Genomic DNA, 23,270 nt, shown 5'->3' with positions numbered 1-23,270 from the left:
GTCCCACCTGCACGGGACCGGTGCCTTTGTCGCGCTAATGGCCGCTAGGGGTGTCGACGTAGCGGCCGCGCAGCCGCAGCAGGGGAGCGGCGCCGTCGTGCAGCACCGGCACCGCCTCGACGGCGAGCAGCGCCAGCACGTGGTCACCGGCCGGCACCAGGCGGTCGAGCCGGCAGTCCAGCGCGACGACGCCGCCGTCCAGGACGATCGCGCCGCTGCCGGGCGCCCGCGACCACGGCACCGACTCCAGCAGGTGCCGCGCCGAGGGCCGCCCGGCGGAGGAGAACCGGCTGGCGAGGATCGCCTGCCCGGCGGCGAGCACGGTCAGCGCGCAGGTGCCGACCGCCTCGAGCACCTCGGCGGGGTAGCCGTCGGCTGCCAGCCCGACGGCGACCAGTGGCGGGTCGGCCGACACGCTGGTCACCGAGGTCACCGTCGTGCCGACGTCGTCGATGTCGTCGCGGACCGTCAGCAGCGCCACCCCGGCCGGGTACTGGCGCAGGGCCGTGGCGAAGTCGGACGGCGACACGGGCCCTGCTCCTGGAGGCATGGCGGCCAGTCGACCACACCCGCCAGGATGGCCCGGTGAGCAGCGCAGACGGGACCTACGACGTCGTCGTGCTGGGAGCGGGCTCGACCGGGGAGAACGTCGCCGACACCGTCGTCCGGGGCGGGCTGTCCGCGGTGCTGGTCGAGGAGCACCTCGTCGGCGGCGAGTGCTCCTACTACGCGTGCATGCCCAGCAAGGCGCTCATCCGCGGCACCGAGGCGCTCGACGAGGTGCGGGCGGTCTCCGGCGCGGCCGCCGCGGTCACCGGGGAGCTGGACGTCACCGCGACCCTCGAGCGGCGGGACACCTTCGCCCACCACTGGGACGACTCCGACCAGGTCGCCTGGGTGGAGGGCGCCGGCATCGACCTGCTGCGCGGCACCGCCCGGCTCGACGGCGAGCGCTCCGTCGTCGTCACCGGCCCCGACGGCGGCGGGACTCGGCTGACCGCCCGGCACGCCGTCGCCGTCTGCACCGGGTCGGAGGCGATGGTGCCGCCGGTGGCGGGCCTGGCCGACGTCCGGCCGTGGACCCCGCGCGAGGCCACCGGGGCCAAGACGCCGCCGCGGAGCCTGGTGGTCCTCGGCGGCGGCTACGTCGGCTGCGAGCTGTCCTTCGCGTGGCACGCCCTGGGGTCGCGGGTGACGCTGGTGCAGCGCATGCCGCGGCTGCTGCCCGAGGCCGAGCCGCAGGCGAGCGACGCGGTGCTGGCCTCGCTGCGCGACCGCGGCGTCGACGTCCGCCTCGACGTCGACGTGACCGCCGCCCGCCGCGACGGCGACGAGGTGGTGCTCACCGCCGCCGACCAGGAGGTGCGCGGCGAGGAGGTGCTGCTGGCCACCGGCCGGCGCGCCCGAACCACCGGCATCGGGGTGGAGACGGTCGGCCTCGAGCCCGGCGAGTACCTCGACGTCGACGACACCCTGCAGGTGCGCGGGGTGCCGTGGCTCTACGGCGTCGGCGACGTCAACGGCCGGCAGCTGCTCACCCACATGGGCAAGTACCAGGCCCGCCAGGCCGGCGCCGCGATCGTCGCCCGCGCCCGCGGCGAGGAGGTGCGCGCCGGGGACTGGTCACCGCACACCGCCACCGCCGACCACGCCGCCACCCCCTCGGTGGTCTTCACCGACCCGCAGGTGGCCTCCGTCGGCCTGACCAGCGCCCAGGCGCGCGACGCCGGCCTGCCGCACCGCGTCGTCGAGTACCCGATCGGGTCGGTGGCCGGCGCCGAGCTGTTCGCCGACGGCTACGAGGGGACGGCCGTCGCCGTCGTCGACCCCGAACGGGAGGTGCTGCTCGGGGTGACCTTCGTGGGCCCGGCGGTCGCCGAGCTGCTGCACGCGGCGACGGTCGCCGTCGTCGGGGAGGTACCGATCGGCCGCCTGTGGCACGCGGTCCCGGCCTACCCCACGGTCAGCGAGGTCTGGCTGCGGCTGCTCGAGACCTGGCGCGGCTGAGTGGCCCGCCTCGGCCTGGTCCTGCACCCGACCAGGGACTCCTCGGCCGCCGTCGGGCAGGTCACCGCGTGGACCGCCGGCACCGACGTCGAGCTGCTCGCCGACCGGGCCGACGTCGAGCGGCTGGGCCTGACCGGCGTGAGCGCGGTGACGCCGGAGGAGCTGGCCGGCACCGCCGACGGGATCATCGCCCTCGGCGGCGACGGCACCATCCTCGGCGCGATGCGGCTGGTCAGCGCCCGGCCGGTGCCCGTGCTCGGCGTCAACCTCGGCCACCTCGGGTTCCTCGCCGAGGTCGAGGGCCGCGAGCTCGGCGAGGCGCTGGCCGCGATGGCCGAGGGCCGGGTGCACACCGAGTCCCGCGGCTGCCTGGTGGTGCAGCACGGCGAGCACGAGTGGCCGGCGTTCAACGACGCCGTGCTGGCCCGCGTCCCGGGGGAGGGGATGGTCACCGCCGACCTGGCGGTGGGCGGCATGCGCTACGCCCACGTGCGCTGCGACGCGGTGATCGTGGCGACCGCGCAGGGCTCGACCGCCTACAACTACGCCGCCGGCGGCCCGGTCGTCAGCCCCGAGGTCGAGTGCATCCTGCTCACCCCGGCCGCGCCCGCGCAGGGCATCTCGCGCACGGTGTTGCTCGGCCCCCGCGAGACCCTGGCGCTCACCATCAGCAGCGGCTCCCCGGCCATCGAGCTCGACGGCGTCCTCGGGCCGCGGCTGGCACCGGGCGACGCCGTCGTCGTCACCTACCGGCCCGGCGCCGGGCAGCTGGTCCGCATCGAGGGCTCGCGCTCGGCGGCGCGCAGCCGGGCCAAGCTGTCGCTGCTCGACCTGCCGTTCCTGCCCGGCGAGCTGCTGGAGTTCCTGCCGCCCGAGCTGCAGGAGCGGCTGCAGGAGGACCCGCCGCCGGCCTGACCCCGGTGCTCCGCGCGCCCGCCTCGCGTGCTGCAGTGGGTCCGTGCCCGCCCCGACCCGCACCTCCTGGCGCCGCTACGTCGCCCTCGGCGACTCCTTCACCGAGGGGCTCAGCGACCCCGACCCGGACCGTCCCGGCGAGTACCGCGGCTGGGCCGACCGGCTCGCCGGGCACCTGGCGGCCACGCAGCCCGGCGTCGACCTGGAGTACGCCAACCTCGCCGTCCGCGGCCGGCTGCTGCCGCAGGTGCTCGCCGAGCAGGTGCCCGTCGCGCGGGCCGCCCGGCCGGACCTGGTCAGCCTGGTCGCCGGCGGCAACGACCTGCTCCGCCCCGGCGCCGACCCCGACCGGCTGGCCGCCGCGCTGGAGGAGGCGGTGGCCGGCTTCCGCGCCGACGGCGCCGACGTGCTGCTGGCCACCGGCGTCGACCCGCGGCTGACGCCGATCATCCGCCGCACCCGCGGCCGGGTGGCGGTCTTCAACGCCTCGCTGTGGTCGATCGCGGCTCGGCACGGCGCCGTCGTCCTCGACCAGTGGGGCGCGGACTGGCTGCTGGACTGGCGGCTGTGGGACAGCGACCGGATCCACCTCACCGCCGAGGGGCACCGCCGCACCGCGCTGGCCGCCGCCGCGGCGCTCGGCGTCCCGGTCCCTGCCGACGGTGCCGGCGACTGGCGCACCCCGCTGCCGCCCGCGCCGCCGCGGGCGCTGCGGGCGGCGCTGGCCGAGGAGGCCGCCTGGGTGCGCGGCTTCGTCGCCCCGTGGATCGCCCGTCGGCTGCGCGGCCGGTCCTCCGGTGACGGGCGGGCCCCCAAGCGGCCGGTGCCGCTGGCGCTGCCCCGCCCGTAGCGCCCTGACCGTGCACTTCCGCGGAAGTGCACGGGTCAGGGGCGGGGGGTCTGCCCGTCGTCGTCGGGCGTCTCGTCGGGCAGGTCCTCGACCACCACGAGGAACGGGCGCGGCGGCAGCGGGCGCTCGTCGTCGTCGAGGGGCAGCAGGTCCGTCCCGTCGCCGCCGGCCACCGGCAGCTCGTCGACGACGGCCTCCAGTTCGCCGGTGACCGCCTCGAGCACCGCCGCGGCCTCCTCGGCGGCCCGCTCGACCAGCGCCTCGGTGGCGGTGGTGTCGGCCCGGCTGGGCAGCGGCGCGGGCCGGCCGAAGGCGTAGCCCTGGGCCATGGCGCACCCGTGCCGGCGCAGCCACTCGGCCTGCTCGAGGTCCTCGATGCCCTCGGCGATCACCTGCAGCCCCATGCCCTGGCCGAGCTGCAGCAGCCCCTGCACCAGCGCCGCCGACGACGGCTCGCGGACGACCCCCGCGACGAACGAGCGGTCGATCTTGACGGTGTGGATGGGCAGCCGGTGCAGCGCGGTGATCGCCGAGTAGCCGGTGCCGAAGTCGTCGAGCGCCAGGGTCACCCCGCGGGCGGTGACCTCCTGCACGGCCTGCAGCGTGGCCTCGGCGGCGAACAGCGCCGTCGACTCGGTGATCTCCAGCTCCAGCCGCTCGGCGGGCAGGCCGGACTCGTCGAGCGCGGCGGCGACCAGGTCGCTGAAGCCCTCCTCGGCCAGGTGGCGGGCCGAGACGTTGACGTGCACCCGCAGCCCGGCCGGCCAGCCGGCCGCGTCGTCGCAGGCGCGGCGGAGCACCCACGCGCCCAGCCGGGAGGTGAGCCGGTTGTTCTCGGCGGCGTCGAGGAAGGCGCCCGGCGGGAGCAGCCCGCGGGTGGGGTGCTGCCACCGGATGAGCGCCTCGTAGCCCAGCAGCGTCTCGTCGGTGAGGGACACGATGGGCTGGTAGAAGAGCCGCAGCTCGTCGGCGTCCAGCGCCCGGCGCAGGTCGGTCTCCAGCTGCAGCAGGTCGACCTCGTCGTCGGTCAGGCCGCCGTCGTGCACCTCGATGCGCGCCCGGCTGCCGTCGCGCTTGGCGCGGGCCAGCGCGCTGTGGGCCCGCTTGAGCAGCTCGTCGGGGCCCACGTCGGACCCGAGGGTGAGCCCCACGCTGGCCGACAGCACGATCTCGCGGCCGCCGAGCTGGAAGGGGTCGTCGAGGACGGAGAGCAGCCGGTCGGCCAGGGCGCGCAGCCCGTCGAGGTCCTCGACGTCCTCGGCGAGGATGAGGAACTCGTCGGCGCCCAGCCGCACCGCGGTGTCCTCGACCCGGGTGCTCCACCGCAGCCGGTCGGCGACCTGGCTGAGCAGCTGGTCACCGGCCTCGGTGCCCAGGGTGTCGTTGACCGCCTGGAACCGGTCGAGGTCGAGGTGCACCAGACCCACCTGCAGCCCGCGACGGCGCGAGAGCGCGAGGGCGTGGGCGAGCCGGTCGGTCAGCGCCCGGCGGTTCGGCAGCCCGGTGAGCGGGTCGGTGAACGCCCGGCGGACCAGGTCCTCCTCGGCGCGGCGACGGTCGGTGACGTCGACCAGCGACAGGACGGCGAACTGCGGCTCGCCGGTGCTGCGGTGGACGACGTCGTGGGACTGCTGCACCCACAGCTCGCTGCCGTCGGCGCGGCGCAGCCGGCGCTCGCCGTCCCGGCGCAGCCACGGGTCGAGGTCCCCGTCGACGCCGGCCTGCTCACCGGAGGCACCGTCGGACAGGGGGGCGTCGTCGGGGTGGGCGAGCAGGTCGACGTGCCGGCCGACCATGTCGTCCATGCCGCGCCCGGCCAGCGCGCACAGCGCGTCGTTGACCACGAGCAGGTGGCCGTCGAGGTCGACGAGGGCCTGCGGGACGGGGGAGGAGAGGAACAGGGCGCGGAACATCTGGCCGCGGTCGGCCAGCAGCGTGTCGATGGCCCGCAGCCTCGTCCCCGCCGGTGCCTGCGCGCGCCCGGCGGGCTGGCCGGCCCCGGGCCGCGGCGCGTGGGAGGCGCTGAGAGTCACCTCGACAGGGTGGCCGACACCGCCGCCGGAACCGCGGAACCGGCACCCGGAATGTCGTGGTCACCCGGTCACACCTGGTGACGGCGCCGTCCCACCGGGAACACCCGCCCCGTCCGGCGCGCTGGTGTGGTCCATGACGGCCGGCACGGACAAGCGCATCGGGTTCCTCTCCTTCGGTCACTGGCAGCCCATCGCCGGGTCGCGGGTGCGCACCGCGCGCGACGCGCTGGTGCAGTCGGTGGAGCTGGCCGTCGCCGCCGAGGAGCTCGGCCTCGACGGCGCCTTCGTCCGCGTGCACCACTTCGCCCGGCAGCTGGCCTCGCCGTTCCCGCTGCTGTCGGCCATGGCCGCGCGGACCTCGCGCATCGAGGTGGGCACCGGCGTCGTCGACATGCGCTACGAGAACCCGCTGTACATGGCCGAGGAGGCGGCGGCGACCGACCTGCTCAGCGGCGGTCGCCTGCAGCTCGGCATCAGCCGCGGGTCACCCGAGACGGCGCTGCGCGGCTCGGAGGCCTTCGGCTACGTGCCGCCCCCCGGGACGACCGACGCCGACCTGGCCCGGGAGAAGACGGCGCTGTTCCTCGCCGCCGTGCGCGGGGCGGCCGTCGTCGACGCCGACCCCGCGATGACCGGCGGGACGCCCGCCCGGCTCGCGGTGCAGCCGCAGTCGCCGGGCCTGGCCGACCGGATCTGGTGGGGGTCGGGTACCCGCGCCACCGCCGTCCGGACCGCCGAGCAGGGGCTGAACCTCATGAGCTCGACGCTGCTGGTCGAGGACACCGGCGTGCCCTTCGACGAGCTGCAGGCCGAGCAGATCGAGCGCTACCGCGCCGCCTGGGCCGCGGCCGGCTGGGACCGCGAGCCGCGGGTGTCGGTCAGCCGCAGCGTGGTCCCGGTCGTGTCCGACCTCGACCGCGCCTACTTCGGGGACCGCTCCGGCGAGGACCAGGTGGGTCTGCTCGAGGGCGTGCGCGCCCGGTTCGGCAAGAGCTACGTCGGCGAACCCGACCGGCTGGCCGAGGAGCTGGCCAAGGACGCCGCCGTCCGCGAGGCCGACACCCTGCTGCTGACCGTGCCGAACATGCTCGGCGTCGAGTACAACGCCACGCTGCTGGAGAACGTCGTCCGGTACGTGGCGCCGGCGATCGGCTGGGTGCCGGCCGGACAGCGCTGAGCGCCGGGCTCCCGCAGGAGCCCGGCGCCCAGGCCGGTAGCGAGTGGCCCAGGACCGGTGCGGTCCTGGGCCACTCGTGTGGGGCGGCCCTCTGCGGGGGCAGAGGGGTCCTTCGTCAGACGGCCTCGAAGGAGACGTTGCCCTCGGCGTCGATGGTGGCGGTGACGTCGGCGGAGTCGGTCGGGTCACCGACCGCGCTGACCACGCAGGGCACCTGCAGGCCGTCGGAGGCCACCAGGACGCTGCGGTCACCGGCGTCGCAGGAGGACTCCACGTCCAGGCCGGTGCTGGCGGTGAACTGCTCGGTCAGCGAGGCCTCGACGTCGGTCACCTGCACGAAGACGGCGTCGCTGGAGATGGTCACGTTGCCCTCGTCGTCGGTCTGCTCGACGGTGTAGGTGACCTCCTGGCCCTCCACCTGCGCGGTGCAGGTGCTCACGGTGCCGGCGGCGAGCTCGACGTCCTCGGGGCAGCTGACGTCGGTGACGGTGACGCCGGCCTGCTCCTCGGTGAGGGCGACGATCTGGCGCTCGGCCTCGGCGGTGTCGAGGACCGAGCCGCTGAAGAGGAAGAAGGCGCCGACGCCGAGGCCGGCGACCACGAGGGCGGCGAGGATGCTGCCGATGATCGCGCCGGTGCGCTTCTTCGGCGGGGCGGGCGGCTGACCGAAGCCGGCGGGGGCGCCGAAGCCGTTCGGGGCGCCGTACCCGTTGGGGGCGCCGTAGCCGTTCGGGGCGCCGGGGGCGGGGAAGGCCGGCGGCGCGTACGGGCCGGTGCCGTGGGGCTGGCCGGCGTTGTGGACCTGGGTCATGGCGGGCTCCTCGATCGGTCCCGGGTCCGTCCCGGGTGCTCGTGAGCACCGTGCCGCCTGCCGCTTGCGGATCGCTTCGACGTCACTTGCAAGCGGCCACTGGTGTCGCTGGCGTCGAGGTCAGGACGCCGCCCCCGCGCTCGGGTGGGTGTGCTGCCGTCAGCGGGCCAGGGTCTCGTCGAGCCAGTCGAGCACCCGCTGCTCCAGCAGCGCGCGCGCCATCGGCTCGCAGTGCCGGTCGGCGCCCTCGGCCGCGGTGAACCGGACCAGCCGCTTCGGGCCGGGCAGCGCGTCGTGGAGCCGCTGGGACTGTCCGGGCCAGAACTGCTCGCCCTCCGGGTCGGTGACCAGCACGGGGGCGGTGATGGAGCCGACGACGCCGTCGAGGGTGTACCGGCGGGCGGCGGTGAACACGTCGAAGGGCGACGTCAGGCCGTAGGGCTTGGCCCGCCACGCGAAGTCCCGCTGCTCGGCCGCCGGGGCCTGACGCAGCCCCTCCTCCATGGACCGGTCGAACGTCTCGCGGTCGCCCGCGTCGAGGCAGTCCCGCAGCGGTGGCGGCAGCGCCGCCCACCACGGCGCGAACACGTCGTACACGCCGGGATCGGCGATGCCGGCGGCGATCCGGTGCTCGAAGGCCAGCGCGCGCGGTACCCAGTAGCCGCCCTGGCTGATGCCGTAGAGCGCGATGCGGCCGGCGTCGACGTCCGGGCGCGCGGTGAGGAAGTCGACGACCGGCGTGATGACGGCCTCCCAGTCGTGCCGGAAGGGCACGTGCCGCTCGAAGAGCATCGACTGCTGCCCCGGCCCGTCGAAGACCAGCACGTTGTAGCCACGGGCCACCGCGCCGGCGCCCAGCGACGGCCAGAGGCTGGTGACCGGCCCGTCGCTGCCGTTGTTGAGCACCAGCGTCGGTCGCCGCCCGCCGCCGGGCGGCGTGAAGAACCAGCCGGGCAGGGGAGCGTCCGCGTAGGGGATCTCGACGGTCTCGGCGGGCGGGTCCAGCAGCGCGGCGTGGGCGGCGAAGCACCGCCGGTGCGCCCGGAACGTGGGCAGCAGCAGCGCGTCGGGATCGGGTGTGCCGTCCACCGCCGAGAGTGCGAGGGCGTGGTAGGCGCTCGCCCGCAGGTACGCCGACCGCGCACTCACCGGGTGGCCGGCGGCCGCGCAGCCGTCGGCGACGGCCTCGACGCGGTCGGCGGTGGCGGTCCACTCCGTGCACCAGCCGGCCGCGTCACCGTCGCGGATCCGGTCGGCGGTCGACAGCATCTCGCCGACGTCCCCGCAGCCGGACACGACCCCGCCGAGCGCGCACTGGAACGCGAAGTCGAACTGCTCGGTGGTGAAGAAGCTGTGTGCCACCGCGACCTCCTGCGAGGGGAGCCGACCTCGTCCACGGTGGCGGAGGCAGAGCCGTGAGGAAAGGGGGGAGGGGCTCCGCCGCGCCGGCGGACGGCCGCGGGTGCCCGCCGTCCGGTCGAGCGCGCCCGGCAGGGATCGAACCTGCGACCAAGTGCTTAGAAGGCACCTGCTCTATCCGCTGAGCTACGGGCGCTCTCGGCCGATGATGACACCTCCCGCGCCCCGGGTGCCGCCGCGGCACGGAGGGGTGACGTGCGGGCACGGGCGCGTCCACAGGGGCCGGGCCCCTCCACAGGCCGCGCGGACGTGCCTCCCCGGGGTCGCGGCAGGGCGAGGGTCGCCGCGGACCGGCACCGTGCCGGCCGCACCGACCCGAGGAGCACCGTGAGCGCCACAGAGATCACCGTGACGGGCAACGTCGTCACCTCACCCAGCCGCGTCCGCACGCAGAACGGCAGCGTCACCAACTTCCGCGTCGCCTCCACCGAGCGCCGCTACGACAGCACGGTCCAGGGCTTCGTCGACGGGGCGACGTTCTTCGTCGACGTCGAGTGCTGGAACGAGCTGGGCGGCAACGTCTCGCACAGCCTCAGCAAGGGCGACCCGGTCGTCGTCGTGGGCACCATCCGCACCCGCGAGTGGGACTCCGAGACCGGCCGCCGCAGCCGGCCGGTCGTCCGCGCCGCCGCCGTGGGGCCCAACCTCGCCCGGGGGACGGCGGAGTTCCTCCGCACCCAGCGCGCGGCGACGGCCGCCCAGGACCCCGCGCCGCAGCACGAGCCGGTCCCGGACGGGACGACCCTCCCGGCCCGGGACTATCCCGGGGCCGTCGAGCCGTTGTACGTCGTGGATCCCGACACCTCCGCGGCCGGCCCCGCCCTCGACCGAGACCTCGACGGGGACCTCGGCGGAGACCTCGGCGGAGACCTCGACGAGGAGCTGGGCGCACTGCCGGAACCGGCACTGCACTAGCCGCCCGCGGACTGGGAGGATCGGGACCGAGAACGCACGGGGGCGGGCCGGTGGACGTCACCGGCCCGCCCCTCCCTGCGCATCGACGCAGTGCATCGACACCGCACCGACGGAAGGCTCGAACGCCCAGTGGCTCAGTACATCTACTCCATGGTCCGTGCCCGCAAGGCGCACGGCGACAAGGTGATCCTGGACGACGTCACCCTGTCCTTCCTGCCCGGCGCCAAGATCGGCGTGGTCGGGCCCAACGGCGCCGGCAAGTCGACCGTCCTGAGGATCATGGCCGGCCTCGAGACGGCGTCGAACGGCGACACCGTCCTGGCCCCGGACGCCACGGTCGGCATGCTTCAGCAGGAGCCGCCGCTCAACGAGGAGCTCGACGTGCGCGGCAACGTCGAGGAGGCGGTCAAGCCGCTGCGCGACGCGCTGACCCGCTTCGAGGAGGTCAGCGCGGCGATGGGCGAGCCCGACGCCGACTTCGACGCGCTGCTGGGCGAGCAGGGCGAGCTGATGGAGGTCATCGAGCAGCACGACGGCTGGGAGCTCGACGCCCGCATCGAGCAGGCCATGGACGCGCTGCGCTGCCCGCCCGGCGACGCCGACGTCACCGTCCTCTCCGGCGGTGAGCGCCGCCGCGTGGCGCTGTGCAAGCTGCTGCTGGAGGCGCCGGACCTGCTGCTGCTCGACGAGCCCACCAACCACCTCGACGCCGAGAGCGTGGCCTGGCTCGAGCAGCACCTGGAGAAGTACGCCGGCACCGTCGTCGCGGTCACCCACGACCGGTACTTCCTCGACAACGTCGCCCAGTGGATCCTCGAGCTCGACCGCGGCCGGGCCTACCCCTACGAGGGCAACTACTCCACCTACCTGGAGACCAAGGCCACCCGCCTCAAGGTCGAGGGCGCCAAGGACGCCAAGCGGCAGAAGCGGCTGGCCGAGGAGCTGGAGTGGGTGCGCTCCGGCGCGAAGGCGCGGCAGGCGAAGAGCAAGGCCCGCCTGGCCCGCTACGAGGAGATGGCCGCGGAGGCCGACAAGTACCGCAAGCTGGACTTCGAGGAGATCCAGATCCCGCCGGGCCCGCGGCTGGGCAACGTCGTCGTCGAGAGCCACGACCTCACCAAGGGCTTCGGCGACCGGATCCTCATCGACGACCTGTCCTTCACGCTGCCCCGCAACGGCATCGTCGGCGTCGTCGGCCCCAACGGCGCGGGCAAGACCACGCTGTTCAAGATGCTCGTCGGCGAGGAGAAGCCCGACGACGGCGAGATCAAGGTCGGCGAGACGGTCAAGATCTCCTACGTCGAGCAGACCCGCAGCGGCATCGACCCCAAGAAGACGCTGTGGGAGGTCGTCTCCGACGGCCTGGACCACATCAAGGTCGGGAACGTCGAGATGCCCTCGCGGGCCTACGTCGCGGCGTTCGGGTTCAAGGGCCCCGACCAGCAGAAGCCGGCCGGCGTGCTGTCCGGCGGTGAGCGCAACCGGCTGAACCTGGCGCTCACCCTCAAGCAGGGCGGCAACCTGCTGCTGCTCGACGAGCCCACCAACGACCTCGACGTCGAGACGCTCACCAGCCTCGAGTCGGCGCTGCTGGAGTTCCCCGGCTGCGCCGTGGTCGTCAGCCACGACCGGTGGTTCCTCGACCGCGTGGCCACCCACATCCTCGCCTACGAGGGCGACTCGAAGTGGTTCTGGTTCGAGGGCAACTTCGCCGACTACGAGAAGAACAAGGTGCAGCGGCTGGGCCCCGAGGCGGCGCGTCCGCACCGGGCCACCTACCGCAAGCTCACCCGCGACTAGCACAGGACCGGGCCCTGCACCGGGGCCGGTCCAGCACCTCACCACGGCCGGCCGGAGCCATGTGCTCCGGCCGGCCGTCGGCGTCTCACCCGCCGAAGGCGGCGACGACGTGCTCAGCCGCCGACGGCGGCGACGGCGTCTCACCCGCCGAAGGCGGCGACGAAGCGGGCCTGGCGGCGCGTCTCGACCGCGCGGGGCCGGTACACGCGGCGGACGAACGCCACGGCCTCGCCGGCCGGCACGCCGTCGAGGACGGCCAGGCACGCCAGCGCCGTCCCGGTCCGCCCCGTCCCGCCACCGCAGGCGACCTCCACGCGTTCACTCGCCGACCGCTCCCACGCCTCGCCCAGCGCGGCGCGCAGCGCGCCGGGGTCGGCCGGCAGCCGGAAGTCCGGCCAGCGCACCCAGCGGGCGTCCCAGCCCGGATCGGCGGGCGGCCGCCCCAGCAGGTAGACGCCGAAGGACGGCAGCGGCCCGGCGGGCAGGGGCGCGCGCAGGCCGCGACCGCGCACCCGGCGCCCCGAGGGCAGCACGACGACGCCCGGCGCGCCGTCGTCCCACCCGTCCACGCCGAGGACGGTAGGGCGGTGTGCACCTCCCCGGGCGCCCGCGGGGCCGCGAGCACCGGATGTGCACGCAGCGCGGCCGGAGGGCGCCCCGGGACGCGGTGTGTGCACACACCGCGCGGCGCCCGGCCGCGTCGACGGCACCGTCGGCGGTGCGGCAGGGTGTCGCACCGTGCGGTACACGGTGCAGGTCCCGATGCGCTGGTCGGACATGGACGCCTACGGCCACGTCAACAACGTCGTCCACCTGCAGTACTTCGAGATGGCCCGCGTGGCCCTGTTCTTCGAGCGCGCCTCCCTGGAGGAGCGCACCGGCCTGCGCCGCGGCACCGTCGTCGCCGCGCACGAGATCCGCTACAAGCTGCCGGTCGTCTACTCCGCCCGCCCGCTCGACGTCCAACTGTGGGTGTCGGGGGTGCGGGCGGCCTCCTTCACCTGCCACTACGAGGTCTTCGACCACGACCGGCTCGCCGTCACCGGCAGCACGCTGCTGGTGCCCTTCGACTTCACCATCAACCGGCCGCGCCGGCTCAGCGCGGACGAGAAGGAGTTCCTCGAGCGCTGGGCCGACGAGCCGGGGGAGTGACGCCCGGGGGTCAGCGCACCGTGGCGTACGCCACGGTGCTGCCCGCGTGCATCCAGTCGCGCGGCGGCGCGGTCTCGACCACCCGCTTGCCCAGCGGGAACAGCCCGACGGCGGCGAGCTTGAAGGACGCGACGCCGAAGGGGATGCCGATGACCGTGAGGCAGAACGCGATCCCGGCGACGACGTGCACCAGCGCCAGCCACCACCCGGCGACGAGGAACCACAGCAGGTTGCCCAGGGCCGAGGCCACCCCGGCGCCCGGTGCGCGCACCGTCGTCCGCCCGAAGGGCCACACCACGAACCCGGCGAGCCGGAACGCGGCGATGCCGAAGGGGATGGTGACCACCAGCAGGCAGGCGACGAGGCCGGCGAGGGCGTAGGCCAGCGCCAGCATCCAGCCGTGCAGGACGAGCCAGACCAGGTTCAGCAGTGTCCGGAGCGTGTCCACACCGGTACCACGGGCCGCACGGCGCGGAGGTTCCACGGAGGTCGCCGGCCGGGCGGCGCCACCGGCGCGCGGCGGCCGACCGGCCCGTCACACGACCCGCGGCACCGGCCGGCCGGCGCCGGTGGGCATCCCGCGCTCGGCCGCCTCCTCCTCCGACACCAGCCGGACGACGGCGCCCTCGGTGACCTCCGCGCCCGCGAACACCCCCGCGTTGACCCCGCCGCGGTGCACCATCGCCTTCACCAGCCGCGCGCCGGTCAGCCGCTCGAGGTGGGTGCACGGCGGACAGCGCTTGGCGCCGAAGAGCAGCGCGTCCCCCACGGCGAACCAGCGGCCCACCAGCGACGGGAGCTCGATGCCGGTGGTGACCAGGTTGCGGCGGGTGTCCCCGGGCGTCAGGGGGACGCCCACCTCGGCGGCGACCGCGGCGACGTCGGCGGAGTCGATGAGCGTGAGCTGCTTCTCCAGGTCCGGGTACCGCGCCCACGTGCCGCCGCCCAGGGCGTAGCGGTCGCCCTCGACCCCCCGGCCGGCCAGCAGCCGCGCGGCGGTCACCCGCCGCATCGGCGCGGCCGCCGTCGGCGTCAGCCAGATCTCGGTCAGCGTGCCGGTCACGGGACCTCCGGGGAGCGGCGGCGAGGGGGCGGGTCGTCGTCGGCGCCGCGGGCGTCGAGCGCCTCGCTGACGTCGTGGGCCATCTGCAGCACCTGCACCAGCAACGGCGCCACCGTCGTCCGCAGGGCGCGGACCCCGCGTGCCGTGCCGCCGCGAGCGGCCTGGGCGGCACGGATCCGGTCGGCGCGCTCGACGAGCACGGGGATGAACCGCAGTGCCATGGCGATGGCCAGCCCGACCCGCGCCGGCCGGACGCCGACCAGCCGCAGCGGGGCGCACAGCCGCTCGACCACCCGGACCATCTCGCTCACCCGCGTCGTCGCGGTCACCACGGCCGCGGCGAGCACCAGCGTGAGCAGGCGCAGCGCGACGTGGGTGCCGGTGCGCAGGTCGGTGGTCACGGCGTGGACCAGCAGCAGCACCAGCAGCCACCACACGACCGCCCGCGCCTGCCGGGTCAGCACGGCCGCCGGCAGCCGGGCCACCAGCAGTCCGACGGCCACCACCCCCGCCAGCGCGGCGGCGGCCGCCGTCACCGAGGGCAGGGCGAACAGCGCCACGGCGAGGACGACCAGGGCCAGCAGCTTGACCCCGGCCGGGAGCCGGTGCACCACCCCGGCTCCGGGGACGTAGAGCGTGAGCGTCACCGGACCGCCATCAGCGCCCGGTAGGCCGCCACGGCCGGACCCGGGGGGGCGTCCTCGACGACCCGGCCGCCGTCGACGACGAGCACGCGGTCGAAGTCGTCGAGCAGGTCCAGCTGGTGGGTGACCACGACCACCTGCTGCTCGAGCCCGGCGATCAGCTCGGCCACGCGGCGGGCGTTGACCAGGTCCAGCAGGGTGGTGGGCTCGTCGAACACGACCCGGGCCGGGCGCATGACCAGCACGCCGGCGATGGCCAGGAGCTGCTTCTGCCCACCGGAGAGCAGGTGCGCCGGGTGGTCGGCGTGCCCGGCCAGGCCGTAGCGGTCCAGCGCCTCGGCGGTGCGGGCGGCCCGCTCGTCGGGCGGGACGCCCTGGTTCTCCAGCCCGTAGGCGACGTCCTCCGCCACCGTCGGGTGCACGATCTGCGCGTCGGGGTCCTGGAACACGAACCCGACCCGCCGCCGCACGGCGCGCACCTGGGTGCGGGTGTCCAGCCCGTCGACCAGCACCCGGCCCTCGCTGGGCACCACCAGGCCGTTGAGCAGCCGGGCGAACGTGCTCTTCCCCGAGCCGTTGGACCCGATGACGCCGACGCGCCGCTCGGTGAGCGTCAGGTCGACGCCGTCGAGCACCACCCGCTCCCCGTACCGGTGCCCCACGCCGCGCAGCTCGATGCCGCGCGCGGGGTCGGCGACGTCGTCGGCCGGCGGCGCCGCACCGGGACGGCGGAACCTCACCGGGCGCCGGCGGCCCGCCGGGGACGCTCGATGACCGGGTAGCTGCGCCGGACGACGTCGGCGACGGCCGCGGCGACGAAGGCCTTGAACAGGTCGCCCGGGACGAACACCGCGGCACCGGACCAGAACGCCTCGGCCCACGGCAGGCCGACGACGGCCTTGAGCACGGGGACCCCGATCGCGTAGATCACCACGATGCCGCCGACGACGTTGACCACCGTGCCGACCAGGACGTTGTACCGGTCCCAGGTGCGCTCGGTCAGCCAGCCGATCACGAAGGCGGCCACCGGCCAGCTGAACAGGTAGCCCGCCGTCGGTCCGGCGAAGGGCGCCAGGCCGCCCGCGCCGCTGGCCAGCAGCGGCAGCCCGACGGCCACCAGGACCAGGAACAGCAGGACCGCGAGGAAGCCGCGGCGGGCCCCCAGGACGGCACCGGCGAGCATCACGCCGAGCGTCTGCGCGGTGATCGGCACCGGGCCGACGGGGATGGCCGGCAGTGTGCCCAGCACCGCGATGATCGCGGCGAAGAGGGCGACGTAGGCGAGGTCCCGGGTCTTCACGGTGTCTCCTCCGAGAGGCAGCGGGCGGCGGCCCGCGCGGTCTCGGCGGAAGGTACCGGAGGACGGCGCGGGAGCGGCGGGCCGGGCGGGCTCCGGACCGGACGGGGGACCCCCGGAGACGGTCGCCGAGGGTGTCGGTCCACTCACCTGCAGGAATGCCGGCCGGTTTGCCGGGCCCCGGGGACCCGTGTTGTCTGGGGTCCTGAGCCCCTCGGCGAAGGCGGAACGACAGGCATGGCAACCGGGTGGTGGGCGTCGCTGTGGACGTGGGGACGCGCCACACCAGGCGAACGGCCCACGGAGCCTCGCGCCCGGGCCCCGGACGACGGGTCCCGGCCGGCGGCACCACCCGGTGCTCCACCCGTCGTCGACGGGAGGGCCGCGCACCGCGCTCCCGCCGGTGCACCGCAGGACGCGGCGGCGCCCGATCCGCGCCCCGTGCACACACAGACGTCCGGTCCCTCCGGCCGATCCGGGTCACCTCCCGACCCGGCGCGCAGCAGCCCGCTGCTGCGTCCTCCCATCGAGACGACAGGAGCCATCCCCGTGGCACAGCTGGACAACATCATCGCCGACCTGCTCGCGATCGAGGGCGCCAGCGGCGCCGCGATCGTGGACATCGACAGCGGCATGGCCCTCGCCAGCGGGGGCACGCCCGGCTTCGACCTGAACGTCGCGGCCGCCGGGAACTCGAACGTGGTGCGCGCCAAGCTGCGCACCATCCAGGACCTCGAGCTCAAGGACGAGATCGAGGACATCCTGATCACGCTGCAGAACCAGTACCACCTGATCAACGTGCTCAAGGGCCAGAGCAACTCCGGCCTGTTCATCTACCTGGCGCTCAACCGCGTGACGGCGAACCTCGCTCTCGCCCGGCACAAGCTGCGGGCGGTCGCCGGCACCGTCAGCGTCTAGCGAGGACGAGAGCACCTCACCGGGCGCAGGACCGCTCGGTGGGGTGCTCCGTCACGCGGCGGTGGCCGCCTCGACGATGCGCTCGCGGACGGCGTCGACGGCGAGCTCGCGGGTGTCGATCCAGCGCGCGACCCGGCCCCCGGAGACGATGCCGACGCGGTCGCAGCACTCGGCCAGCTCGTCGGGGTCGACGGAGACGACGACGACCGACGTCCCGTGCGCGGTGGCCTCGTCGAGCAGCCGGCGCACCTGCGCGCGGGCCCGCACGTCGAGGCCGCGGGTGGGCTCGTGCAGCACGACGACGTCGCGGGCCGAGGCCATCCACCGGGCCAGGGCCAGCTTGTGCTGGTCGCCACCGGACAGCGCGCCGAAGACGGTGCGGATGCTCAGCGTCTTCACGTCGAACTGGTGCACGGTGCGGATGACCCCGCGCAGCGTCGCGATCTCCGTGCGGATGTCGGTGAGCGCGCCCCAGGCCTCCTGGGTGAGGGTCCGGGCGATCGTCTCGCCGGGGTCGACGCCGTAGGCGTCCTGGTCGGGGTGGTAGGCCGGCAGCCGCAGCGGGCACTCGTCGGCCGGGCCCAGCGACCGGGGCTCGCCGTGCAGGAGCAGCTCGTCGGTGACGGCGGGCAGCTCCCCGGAGAGCGCGTCGGCGATCTCGGCGACGCCGGAGGCGCGGTGCCCGGTCAGCCCGACCACCTCGCCGCGGCGCAGCACCAGGTCGACGCCCTCGACCCGGCCCGGCACCCGCAGGTTGCGCACCTGCAGGGCGACGTCGTCGCCCGAGGGAGCCGGGTGCGTGTCGGCGGGCACCGGGACGTCGTCCTGGAGGACCGGCGCGGCCACCGACGCGACCCGCGGCGCCGGCGGGGCCACCGGCGCGCCGACCGTCTCGGCGGCCAGCCGCTCGGGGTCGAGGTCGGCGCTCGGGCTGTCGAGGGCGATCCGGCCCTCGCGCAGGACGAGCACCCGGTCGACCACCTCGAGCATCTCGGGCAGCCGGTGGCTGATGTACAGCACGCCGCGGCCCTGCCGGCGCAGCCGGCCGGTGACGGCGTGCAGCCGCGAGACCTCCAGGGGCAGAAGCGCGGCCGACACCTCGTCGAGCACGACCAGCCGGGTGTCCTCGGCGAGCACGCGGGCGGTCTCCACCAGGCCGTGCACGAAGTGCGGCAGGTCGCCGACCAGGGTGTCGGGGTCCACGTCGAGGGCGACCTCGGCGAGCAGCACCTGCGCCTGCCGGCGCAGCTCGGCCTGCGGGCGGCCGGCCTGGGGCGTGCCGCGGAAGACCGCCCGGGCGACGGTGAGGGCGGGGTCGATCCGGACCAGCTGCTCGACGACGCCGACGCCGAGGTGGCGGGCGTCGTCGGCCGACAGCGGCGCGTACGGGGAGCCCTGCAGGGTCATCGACCCCCCGTCGGCCGGGGTGATGCCGGCGACGATGTCGCCGAGGGTGGACTTGCCCGCCCCGTTGGTGCCGACGAGCCCGACGACCTCGCCCTCGTCGACGGCGAAGGAGACCTCGCGCAGGACCCGCCTGGCCCCGTAGGACTTGGTCAGTCCCTGGACCTGCAGCAACGTCATGAGCGGGCGGGCCTCCCCCGGACCGGGTCCCGCGACCAGGGCCGAGGGACCGTGCTGGCAGCGTCCCCGCGACGCTGGGTACCGGGACCGATCCTACCCGTGGCGGACCTCACCGACCCCCCGAGCGGAGGGGCCGGTGAGGTGCTGGAACGGCCTCCCTGCACGGTCCCGCCCCGAGCGACAGCGAGGGGTGGGTGCAGGGAGGCCCTTCATCAGGCGTGCAGCCAGACCGCCGTGTCGGCCGGCACGACGCCCCCGGAGACGTCCTCGCTGGCCAGCAGGACCGCGCCCTCCGGCAGCGGCACGGCGCGCGCCGAGGCGTTGACCAGGCACACCAGCCCGCCCGGGCGGCGGAACGCCAGGCAGCCCTCCGGAGCCGGCAGCCACTCGAGGGACTCCCCGGCGAACAGCGGCGAGGACCGGCGCAGGCGCAGCGCCGCCCGGTACAGCGAGAGCACCGACGCCGGGTCGGCGGCCTGCGCCTCGGCGGTCAGCGGCCCCCAGCCCGCGGGCATCGGCAGCCAGGTGTCGGGCCGGGCGGAGAAGCCGTAGGACGGCTCGGTGCCCGACCACGGCACCGGGATCCGGCAGGCGTCGCGGCCGCGCTCGGTGTGGCCCGAGCGCTCCCAGATCGGGTCCTGCAGCGCCTCGTCGGGCAGGTCGACGTCGGGCATGCCGAGCTCGTCGCCGTTGTAGACGTAGGCCGAGCCGGGCAGCGCCAGCTGCAGCAGCGCCGCCGCCCGCGCCCGCCGGGTGCCCGCCTCGCCGCCGCCGTAGCGGGTCACGTGCCGCGGGCGGTCGTGGTTGGACAGCACCCAGCACGCCGGCGCGGGCGTCGTCGCCACGGTGGCCAGCGAGTGGACGACGGCGTCGCGCAGGTCCTCGACGTCCCAGTCGGCGGTCAGCAGCTTGAAGTTGAAGGCCAGGTGCAGCTCGTCGGCGCGCAGGTAGCGCGCGAGCCGGTCGTCGTCCTTCAGCCACACCTCGCCGACGGCCATGGTGCCGGGGTACTCGTCGAGGACGGCCCGCACCCGGCGGTGCACGTCGTGCACGCCCTCGTCGTCGAACCGGAGGTCCCCGGGCCCGTGGTCGTCGAGCAGGCCGGTGTCCTCCATCGGGACCATGTCGGGCAGGCCCTCGGGCTTGGCCATGCCGTGGCCGACGTCGATGCGGAAGCCGTCGACCCCGCGGTCGAGCCAGAACCGCATCGTCGTCTCCAGGTCGGCGACGACCTCGGGGTTCGTGAAGTCCAGGTCGGGCTGCTCGGGGGCGAAGAGGTGCAGGTACCACTGGCCGTCGGGCACCCGCGTCCACGCCGGGCCGCCGAAGACCGAGGGCCAGTTGTTCGGCGGCTGCGCGCCGTCGGGCCCGCGGCCGTCGCGGAACAGGTAGCGCGCCCGCTCGGGCGAGCCGGGGCCGGCGGCCAGCGCGGCCTGGAACCAGGCGTGCCGGTCGGAGGTGTGGTTGGGCACCAGGTCGACGGTCACGCGGATCCCGAGGGCGTGCGCGTCGGTCAGCAGGGCGTCGAACCCGGGGAGGTCGCCGAAGACCGGCTCGACGTCGCGGGGGTCGGCGACGTCGTAGCCGTGGTCGGCCATCGGCGAGGGGTAGAACGGCGTGATCCACAGCGCGTCGACGCCGAGCTCGGCGAGGTACGGCAGGCGCGAGCGGATGCCGACGAGGTCGCCGACGCCGTCGCCGCTGCCGTCGGCGAAGCTGCGGACGTAGACCTGGTAGAAGACGGCGTCGCGCCACCAGTCGGTGTCGGCACGGCGGAACGGGTGCAGGGCAGGGTCGACCGGGGTCACCGGGCTCCTCGGGTGTCGGAGGGCGCGCTCGCAGCGCCGTCGTCGTCGACGGCCGGCTGCGCGCGGGTTCAGGAGAGGGAGAGGTCGCCGGGCGCGTCGTCGGGCCAGCGGTTCTGCATGCTGCGGGCGGCCATCGTCAGGTAGCCCCAGAGGGTGGCGTCCTGCTCGGCGGTCAGCCCGAGGGAGTCGACGGCGTCGCGCATGTGCCGCAGCCACGCGTCGCGCTCGGCCGGGCCGATGGCGAACGGTGCGTGGCGCATGCGCAGCCGCGGGTGGCCGCGCTGCTGGGAGTACGTCGTCGGACCGCCCCAGTACTGCTCGAGGAAGCCGCGCAGCCTGGTCTCGGCGCCGTCCCAGTCGTCCTGGGGGTACAGCGGCGCGAGCACCGGGTCGGAGCGGACGCCCTCGTAGAAGCGGGCGACCAGCCGCCGGAAGACCGGCTCGCCGCCGACCTCCTCGTAGAAGGTCCGCGCCGAGGGCAGGGACCGGCTCGCCTCGCTCATGACACCGATGGTCCCGCAGTCCGGTGCCGGCCCGCCACGGCGGGTCGGGTGCGGGCGAGGGCGAGCAGCGGGGGGACGACGGCGACCAGGCCCAGGCCGCCGGCGATCGCGACGACGGCGGCGGCCGGGACCCGCTCGGCCGCCAGCCCGGCGCCGAGCGCGCCCAGCCCCTGCACGCCGTAGAGGCCGCTGACCGCGACGCCGAACGCCCGCCCGCGCACCGCCGGCGGCACCGCCTGCACGAAGGCGACGTTGAGCGGGATGGTCCAGGAGGCGCCGAGGCCGGCGACGAACAGCAGGGCGACGACGAGCCCGTACGCCCCCCGCCCGGGCCCGGCCGCCAGCGCCACCAGCCCGGCGAGCAGCACCGGCGCGAGGGACAGGACGACGAGCACCGGCATGAGCCGCTCGGCGCGGGTGGTCCCGAGCAGGCGGGCGACGACGAGGCCGCCGACGGTCACGCCCAGCGGGTTGGCCGCCAGCAGCACGCCGAGCGCGACGGCGCCCTCGCCGAGGTCGTCGGTGAGCGGTGCGGCGATGCCCTCGGCGGCGTTGGCGAACAGCGTGCCGGTCCACAGCAGGCCGATGATCGCGACCAGCCGGGGGCTGCGCCCGATCAGCCGCAGTCCCTCGCCGGTCTCGCGCCACACCGAGGACGGCTCGTCGGTGGGCTCGATCGGCGCCGGCCGGCGCTGCAGCCCGACCGACAGCCACAGCGCCGAGACGACGAAGGTCGCCGCGTTGAGGAGCAGCACCACCGACGGGTCGAACGCGGTGACCAGCGCGCCGGCGGCGACGAACCCGACCACCTGCGCCACCTGCAGGCTGACGTTGGTCAGCGAGGTCGCGACCGCGTACCGCTCGCCCTCCAGGACGTCGGCCATGAGCGCCGAGCGGGCCGACTCGAACGGCGGCGCGCACAGCGACACGGCGAACAGCAGCGCGAGCAGCACCGGCAGCGGCGTGCCGGGGACCGCCATGGCCGCAACCAGCCCGGCCCGCAGGACGTCGCTGACGACCAGCACCCGCTGCCGCGGGAACCGGTCGGCGATCGTGGCGAGCACCGGCCCGCCCAGCGCCCACGGCAGGAAGCTCAGCGCGAAGGTGAACGCCGACAGCAGCGGGGAGTCGGTGCGCTGGTAGACGAGGACGGTCAGCGCCACGCGGGCGAGTTCGTCGCCGATCGTCGACAGCGTGTAGGTGCCGAACAGCGGCCGGAACTCCCGCACGGCGAAGACCGCCCGGAACGAGGGCCGGCCCTCCGCCGTGCCGGCGGCCCCGTTCCCGCTCATCGGACGCCGGCCGTGCCCGCCGCGGCGGCCGAGGCGGCGCCGAGCAGCGGCGGCGGCGTCCGGATGCCCTCGGCGACGAACCGCTCCTTGAGCCGCATCCGCAGCTCCCGGCCGACCCGCCACTGGTCGGCGTTGGTCGAGCGCACCTGCACGCGCATGAAGACCCCCTCCGACAGGATCTGCTCCACGCCGAGGGACTCGGGCTCGGCCAGCAGCACCGCGGCCCAGTCCTCCTCGGCGTACATCTCGTCGGCGACCTCCTGCATCACCGTGCGGCAGCGCTCCAGGTCGGTGTCGTGCGCGACGGGCATGTCGATGACCACCTGCGCGTAGCCCTGGCTCTTGTTGCCGACCCGCAGGATCTCGCCGTTGCGGGCGTACCAGACGACGCCGTTGACGTCGCGCAGCCGGGTGATCCGCAGGCCCACCGCCTCGACGGTCCCGCTGGCCTCCCCGAGGTCGACGACGTCGCCGACGCCGTACTGGTCCTCGAGGATGATCCCGATCCCGGCGATGAAGTCCTTGATCAGGTTCTGCGCGCCGAAGCCGAGCGCGACGCCGACGACCCCCGCGCTGGCCACGATCGGCGCCAGGTTGATCCCCAGCTCGCCGAGCACCAGCACGACGGCGATGCCCATGATCACGAACGAGGCGAAGCTGCGCAGCACCGAGCCGATGGCCTCGGCGCGCTGGGTGCGCCGGGCCGCCACCGGCTCGAAGGGGTCGCCGGCGCCGCCGCGGTTGCGCAGCGGCCGCAGGATCGTCGGCATCGACCCGGTCGCGGTGCGCTCGGTCAGCCGGCGGATGGCCCGGTGCACGAGGAGGCGCACGACCGCGGCGAGCACCAGGACCAGCAGGATCCGGGCCGGCCGGGCGATCAGCGTGTCGGCGTTACCGGCCAGCCAGTCGATGCCGGACAGCTCGTACACCCGCGCGCAGAGGGTGGTCGGGTCCGAGACGCAGTCGGGGACGGCCTCGGCGAGGAAGCCGTCAGCGGCGACTACGGAGGGTGGGGCAGTCATCACCCTCCATGGTGTCAGGTCGGTATCGGTTCTCCGAGACCCGGCGCGCCTGTTCCGTCA

The 23,270-nt window shown here is 75.3% G+C and carries 23 protein-coding genes and 1 tRNA gene; 8 read left to right on the top strand and 16 right to left on the bottom strand.

Translation table 11 applies throughout. The annotated features are described in order from the left end of the window. Nucleotides 1-34: 34 nt before the first annotated feature. Entirely contained in the window at nucleotides 35-529 is a 495-nt protein-coding gene (locus CHC04_RS22215) for a flavin reductase family protein (RefSeq protein ID WP_245817657.1), read from the bottom strand. 56 nt (nucleotides 530-585) lie between these two features. Between CHC04_RS22215 and CHC04_RS22210 the strand changes: the two genes are divergently transcribed. The 3 genes from CHC04_RS22210 to CHC04_RS22200 are packed head-to-tail and all read left to right on the top strand — an operon-like array spanning nucleotide 586 to nucleotide 3,772. After that, on the top strand, nucleotides 586-2,007 hold the full coding sequence (locus CHC04_RS22210; RefSeq protein WP_089406139.1) for a dihydrolipoyl dehydrogenase family protein: 1,422 nt from the start codon (nucleotides 586-588) through the stop codon (nucleotides 2,005-2,007). After that, nucleotides 2,008-2,922, top strand: coding sequence for an NAD(+)/NADH kinase (locus tag CHC04_RS22205; protein ID WP_089406138.1), 915 nt, complete (start codon nucleotides 2,008-2,010; stop codon nucleotides 2,920-2,922). Nucleotides 2,923-2,965: 43 nt separating this feature from the next. Continuing rightward, nucleotides 2,966-3,772 carry an SGNH/GDSL hydrolase family protein gene (locus CHC04_RS22200; RefSeq protein WP_089406137.1) on the top strand — a complete coding sequence of 269 codons (807 nt, stop codon included), beginning with the start codon at nucleotides 2,966-2,968 and terminating at the stop codon, nucleotides 3,770-3,772. A 35-nt stretch (nucleotides 3,773-3,807) separates the two neighbouring features. Here the strand turns inward: CHC04_RS22200 and CHC04_RS22195 are convergent, their stop codons facing one another. Next, on the bottom strand, nucleotides 3,808-5,805 hold the full coding sequence (locus CHC04_RS22195) for a putative bifunctional diguanylate cyclase/phosphodiesterase (RefSeq protein WP_281252269.1): 1,998 nt from the start codon (nucleotides 5,803-5,805) through the stop codon (nucleotides 3,808-3,810). A 133-nt stretch (nucleotides 5,806-5,938) separates the two neighbouring features. Between CHC04_RS22195 and CHC04_RS22190 the strand changes: the two genes are divergently transcribed. After that, complete coding sequence (locus CHC04_RS22190) at nucleotides 5,939-6,982, top strand: LLM class flavin-dependent oxidoreductase (protein WP_089406136.1); 1,044 nt, start codon at nucleotides 5,939-5,941, stop codon at nucleotides 6,980-6,982. A gap of 115 nt (nucleotides 6,983-7,097) precedes the next feature. Here CHC04_RS22190 and CHC04_RS22185 read toward each other — a convergent pair whose 3' ends face one another. From CHC04_RS22185 to CHC04_RS22175, 3 genes are all read right to left on the bottom strand, one after another. Next, nucleotides 7,098-7,793, bottom strand: a complete 696-nt coding sequence (locus CHC04_RS22185; RefSeq protein WP_089406135.1) for a DUF4333 domain-containing protein — start codon at nucleotides 7,791-7,793, stop codon at nucleotides 7,098-7,100. Nucleotides 7,794-7,952: 159 nt separating this feature from the next. Next, entirely contained in the window at nucleotides 7,953-9,155 is a 1,203-nt protein-coding gene (locus CHC04_RS22180; protein WP_089406134.1) for an alpha/beta hydrolase family protein, read from the bottom strand. A 120-nt stretch (nucleotides 9,156-9,275) separates the two neighbouring features. Continuing rightward, nucleotides 9,276-9,348, bottom strand: a tRNA-Arg gene (locus CHC04_RS22175). Between the two features lie 191 nt (nucleotides 9,349-9,539). Here CHC04_RS22175 and CHC04_RS22170 point away from each other — a divergent pair. Together CHC04_RS22170 and ettA are read left to right on the top strand one after the other, a co-directional pair. Continuing rightward, a complete protein-coding gene (locus CHC04_RS22170) occupies nucleotides 9,540-10,127 on the top strand; it encodes a single-stranded DNA-binding protein (RefSeq protein WP_089406133.1) in 588 nt (195 codons plus the stop codon). A gap of 129 nt (nucleotides 10,128-10,256) precedes the next feature. Continuing rightward, nucleotides 10,257-11,927 (top strand): energy-dependent translational throttle protein EttA, encoded by a 1,671-nt coding sequence (gene ettA, locus CHC04_RS22165; protein WP_089406132.1) that lies wholly within the window; start codon nucleotides 10,257-10,259, stop codon nucleotides 11,925-11,927. A 140-nt stretch (nucleotides 11,928-12,067) separates the two neighbouring features. On the opposite strand, the gene CHC04_RS22160 is transcribed toward ettA, so the two are convergent. Then, complete coding sequence (locus tag CHC04_RS22160; RefSeq protein WP_089406131.1) at nucleotides 12,068-12,496, bottom strand: protein-tyrosine phosphatase family protein; 429 nt, start codon at nucleotides 12,494-12,496, stop codon at nucleotides 12,068-12,070. 169 nt (nucleotides 12,497-12,665) lie between these two features. On the opposite strand from CHC04_RS22160, the gene CHC04_RS22155 reads away from it, so the two are divergent. Continuing rightward, nucleotides 12,666-13,079 carry an acyl-CoA thioesterase gene (locus tag CHC04_RS22155; protein WP_176450146.1) on the top strand — a complete coding sequence of 138 codons (414 nt, stop codon included), beginning with the start codon at nucleotides 12,666-12,668 and terminating at the stop codon, nucleotides 13,077-13,079. Between the two features lie 10 nt (nucleotides 13,080-13,089). Here the strand turns inward: CHC04_RS22155 and CHC04_RS22150 are convergent, their stop codons facing one another. The 5 genes from CHC04_RS22150 to CHC04_RS22130 all read right to left on the bottom strand — a co-directional run bounded on the left by CHC04_RS22150 (nucleotide 13,090) and on the right by CHC04_RS22130 (nucleotide 16,086). Beyond that, complete coding sequence (locus CHC04_RS22150; RefSeq protein WP_089406130.1) at nucleotides 13,090-13,527, bottom strand: YccF domain-containing protein; 438 nt, start codon at nucleotides 13,525-13,527, stop codon at nucleotides 13,090-13,092. 87 nt (nucleotides 13,528-13,614) lie between these two features. Further along, nucleotides 13,615-14,142, bottom strand: coding sequence for an MOSC domain-containing protein (locus tag CHC04_RS22145; RefSeq protein ID WP_176450145.1), 528 nt, complete (start codon nucleotides 14,140-14,142; stop codon nucleotides 13,615-13,617). Beyond that, nucleotides 14,139-14,789 carry an energy-coupling factor transporter transmembrane component T gene (locus CHC04_RS22140; protein WP_089406129.1) on the bottom strand — a complete coding sequence of 217 codons (651 nt, stop codon included), beginning with the start codon at nucleotides 14,787-14,789 and terminating at the stop codon, nucleotides 14,139-14,141. The genes CHC04_RS22145 and CHC04_RS22140 overlap by 4 nt, the downstream gene beginning before the upstream one ends. Continuing rightward, a complete protein-coding gene (locus tag CHC04_RS22135; RefSeq protein ID WP_217897508.1) occupies nucleotides 14,786-15,526 on the bottom strand; it encodes an energy-coupling factor ABC transporter ATP-binding protein in 741 nt (246 codons plus the stop codon). The genes CHC04_RS22140 and CHC04_RS22135 overlap by 4 nt, the downstream gene beginning before the upstream one ends. Further along, the gene (locus tag CHC04_RS22130) at nucleotides 15,523-16,086 is read right to left on the bottom strand and encodes a biotin transporter BioY (RefSeq protein WP_089406128.1); all 564 of its coding nucleotides are present in this window, start codon (nucleotides 16,084-16,086) and stop codon (nucleotides 15,523-15,525) included. Before CHC04_RS22130 ends, CHC04_RS22135 begins: the two co-directional genes overlap by 4 nt. A 546-nt stretch (nucleotides 16,087-16,632) precedes the next feature. On the opposite strand from CHC04_RS22130, the gene CHC04_RS22125 reads away from it, so the two are divergent. Further along, on the top strand, nucleotides 16,633-17,001 hold the full coding sequence (locus CHC04_RS22125; protein WP_089406127.1) for a hypothetical protein: 369 nt from the start codon (nucleotides 16,633-16,635) through the stop codon (nucleotides 16,999-17,001). A 51-nt stretch (nucleotides 17,002-17,052) separates the two neighbouring features. Here CHC04_RS22125 and CHC04_RS22120 read toward each other — a convergent pair whose 3' ends face one another. From CHC04_RS22120 to CHC04_RS22100, 5 genes are all read right to left on the bottom strand, one after another. Continuing rightward, nucleotides 17,053-18,585 carry an ATP-binding cassette domain-containing protein gene (locus CHC04_RS22120; RefSeq protein WP_089406126.1) on the bottom strand — a complete coding sequence of 511 codons (1,533 nt, stop codon included), beginning with the start codon at nucleotides 18,583-18,585 and terminating at the stop codon, nucleotides 17,053-17,055. 212 nt (nucleotides 18,586-18,797) lie between these two features. Next, nucleotides 18,798-20,393: a glycoside hydrolase family 13 protein gene (locus tag CHC04_RS22115; RefSeq protein WP_089406125.1), complete on the bottom strand. Its 1,596-nt coding sequence runs from the start codon at nucleotides 20,391-20,393 to the stop codon at nucleotides 18,798-18,800. Between the two features lie 68 nt (nucleotides 20,394-20,461). Then, on the bottom strand, nucleotides 20,462-20,896 hold the full coding sequence (locus tag CHC04_RS22110; protein WP_089406124.1) for a globin: 435 nt from the start codon (nucleotides 20,894-20,896) through the stop codon (nucleotides 20,462-20,464). Continuing rightward, the gene (locus tag CHC04_RS22105) at nucleotides 20,893-22,188 is read right to left on the bottom strand and encodes an MFS transporter (protein ID WP_089406123.1); all 1,296 of its coding nucleotides are present in this window, start codon (nucleotides 22,186-22,188) and stop codon (nucleotides 20,893-20,895) included. Before CHC04_RS22105 ends, CHC04_RS22110 begins: the two co-directional genes overlap by 4 nt. Further along, nucleotides 22,185-23,210 (bottom strand): mechanosensitive ion channel family protein, encoded by a 1,026-nt coding sequence (locus CHC04_RS22100; RefSeq protein ID WP_089406122.1) that lies wholly within the window; start codon nucleotides 23,208-23,210, stop codon nucleotides 22,185-22,187. Before CHC04_RS22100 ends, CHC04_RS22105 begins: the two co-directional genes overlap by 4 nt. Between the last annotated feature and the right edge of the window lie 60 nt (nucleotides 23,211-23,270).

Source organism: Geodermatophilus saharensis (assembly GCF_900188205.1).
GTDB lineage: Bacteria > Actinomycetota > Actinomycetes > Mycobacteriales > Geodermatophilaceae > Geodermatophilus > Geodermatophilus saharensis.
Note: the sequence above shows the minus strand (reverse complement) of the source record. Positions and strands in the feature narration are given on the sequence as shown.

Coding starts and splice junctions, on each gene's coding strand:
- CHC04_RS22190 (WP_089406136.1), top strand. CDS start 5,939: ATGACGGCCGGCACGGACAAGCGCATCGGGTTCCTCTCCTTCGGTCAC.
- CHC04_RS22185 (WP_089406135.1), bottom strand. CDS start 7,793: ATGACCCAGGTCCACAACGCCGGCCAGCCCCACGGCACCGGCCCGTAC.
- CHC04_RS22120 (WP_089406126.1), bottom strand. CDS start 18,585: ATGACGTTGCTGCAGGTCCAGGGACTGACCAAGTCCTACGGGGCCAGG.
- CHC04_RS22110 (WP_089406124.1), bottom strand. CDS start 20,896: ATGAGCGAGGCGAGCCGGTCCCTGCCCTCGGCGCGGACCTTCTACGAG.
- CHC04_RS22105 (WP_089406123.1), bottom strand. CDS start 22,188: ATGAGCGGGAACGGGGCCGCCGGCACGGCGGAGGGCCGGCCCTCGTTC.
- CHC04_RS22100 (WP_089406122.1), bottom strand. CDS start 23,210: ATGACTGCCCCACCCTCCGTAGTCGCCGCTGACGGCTTCCTCGCCGAG.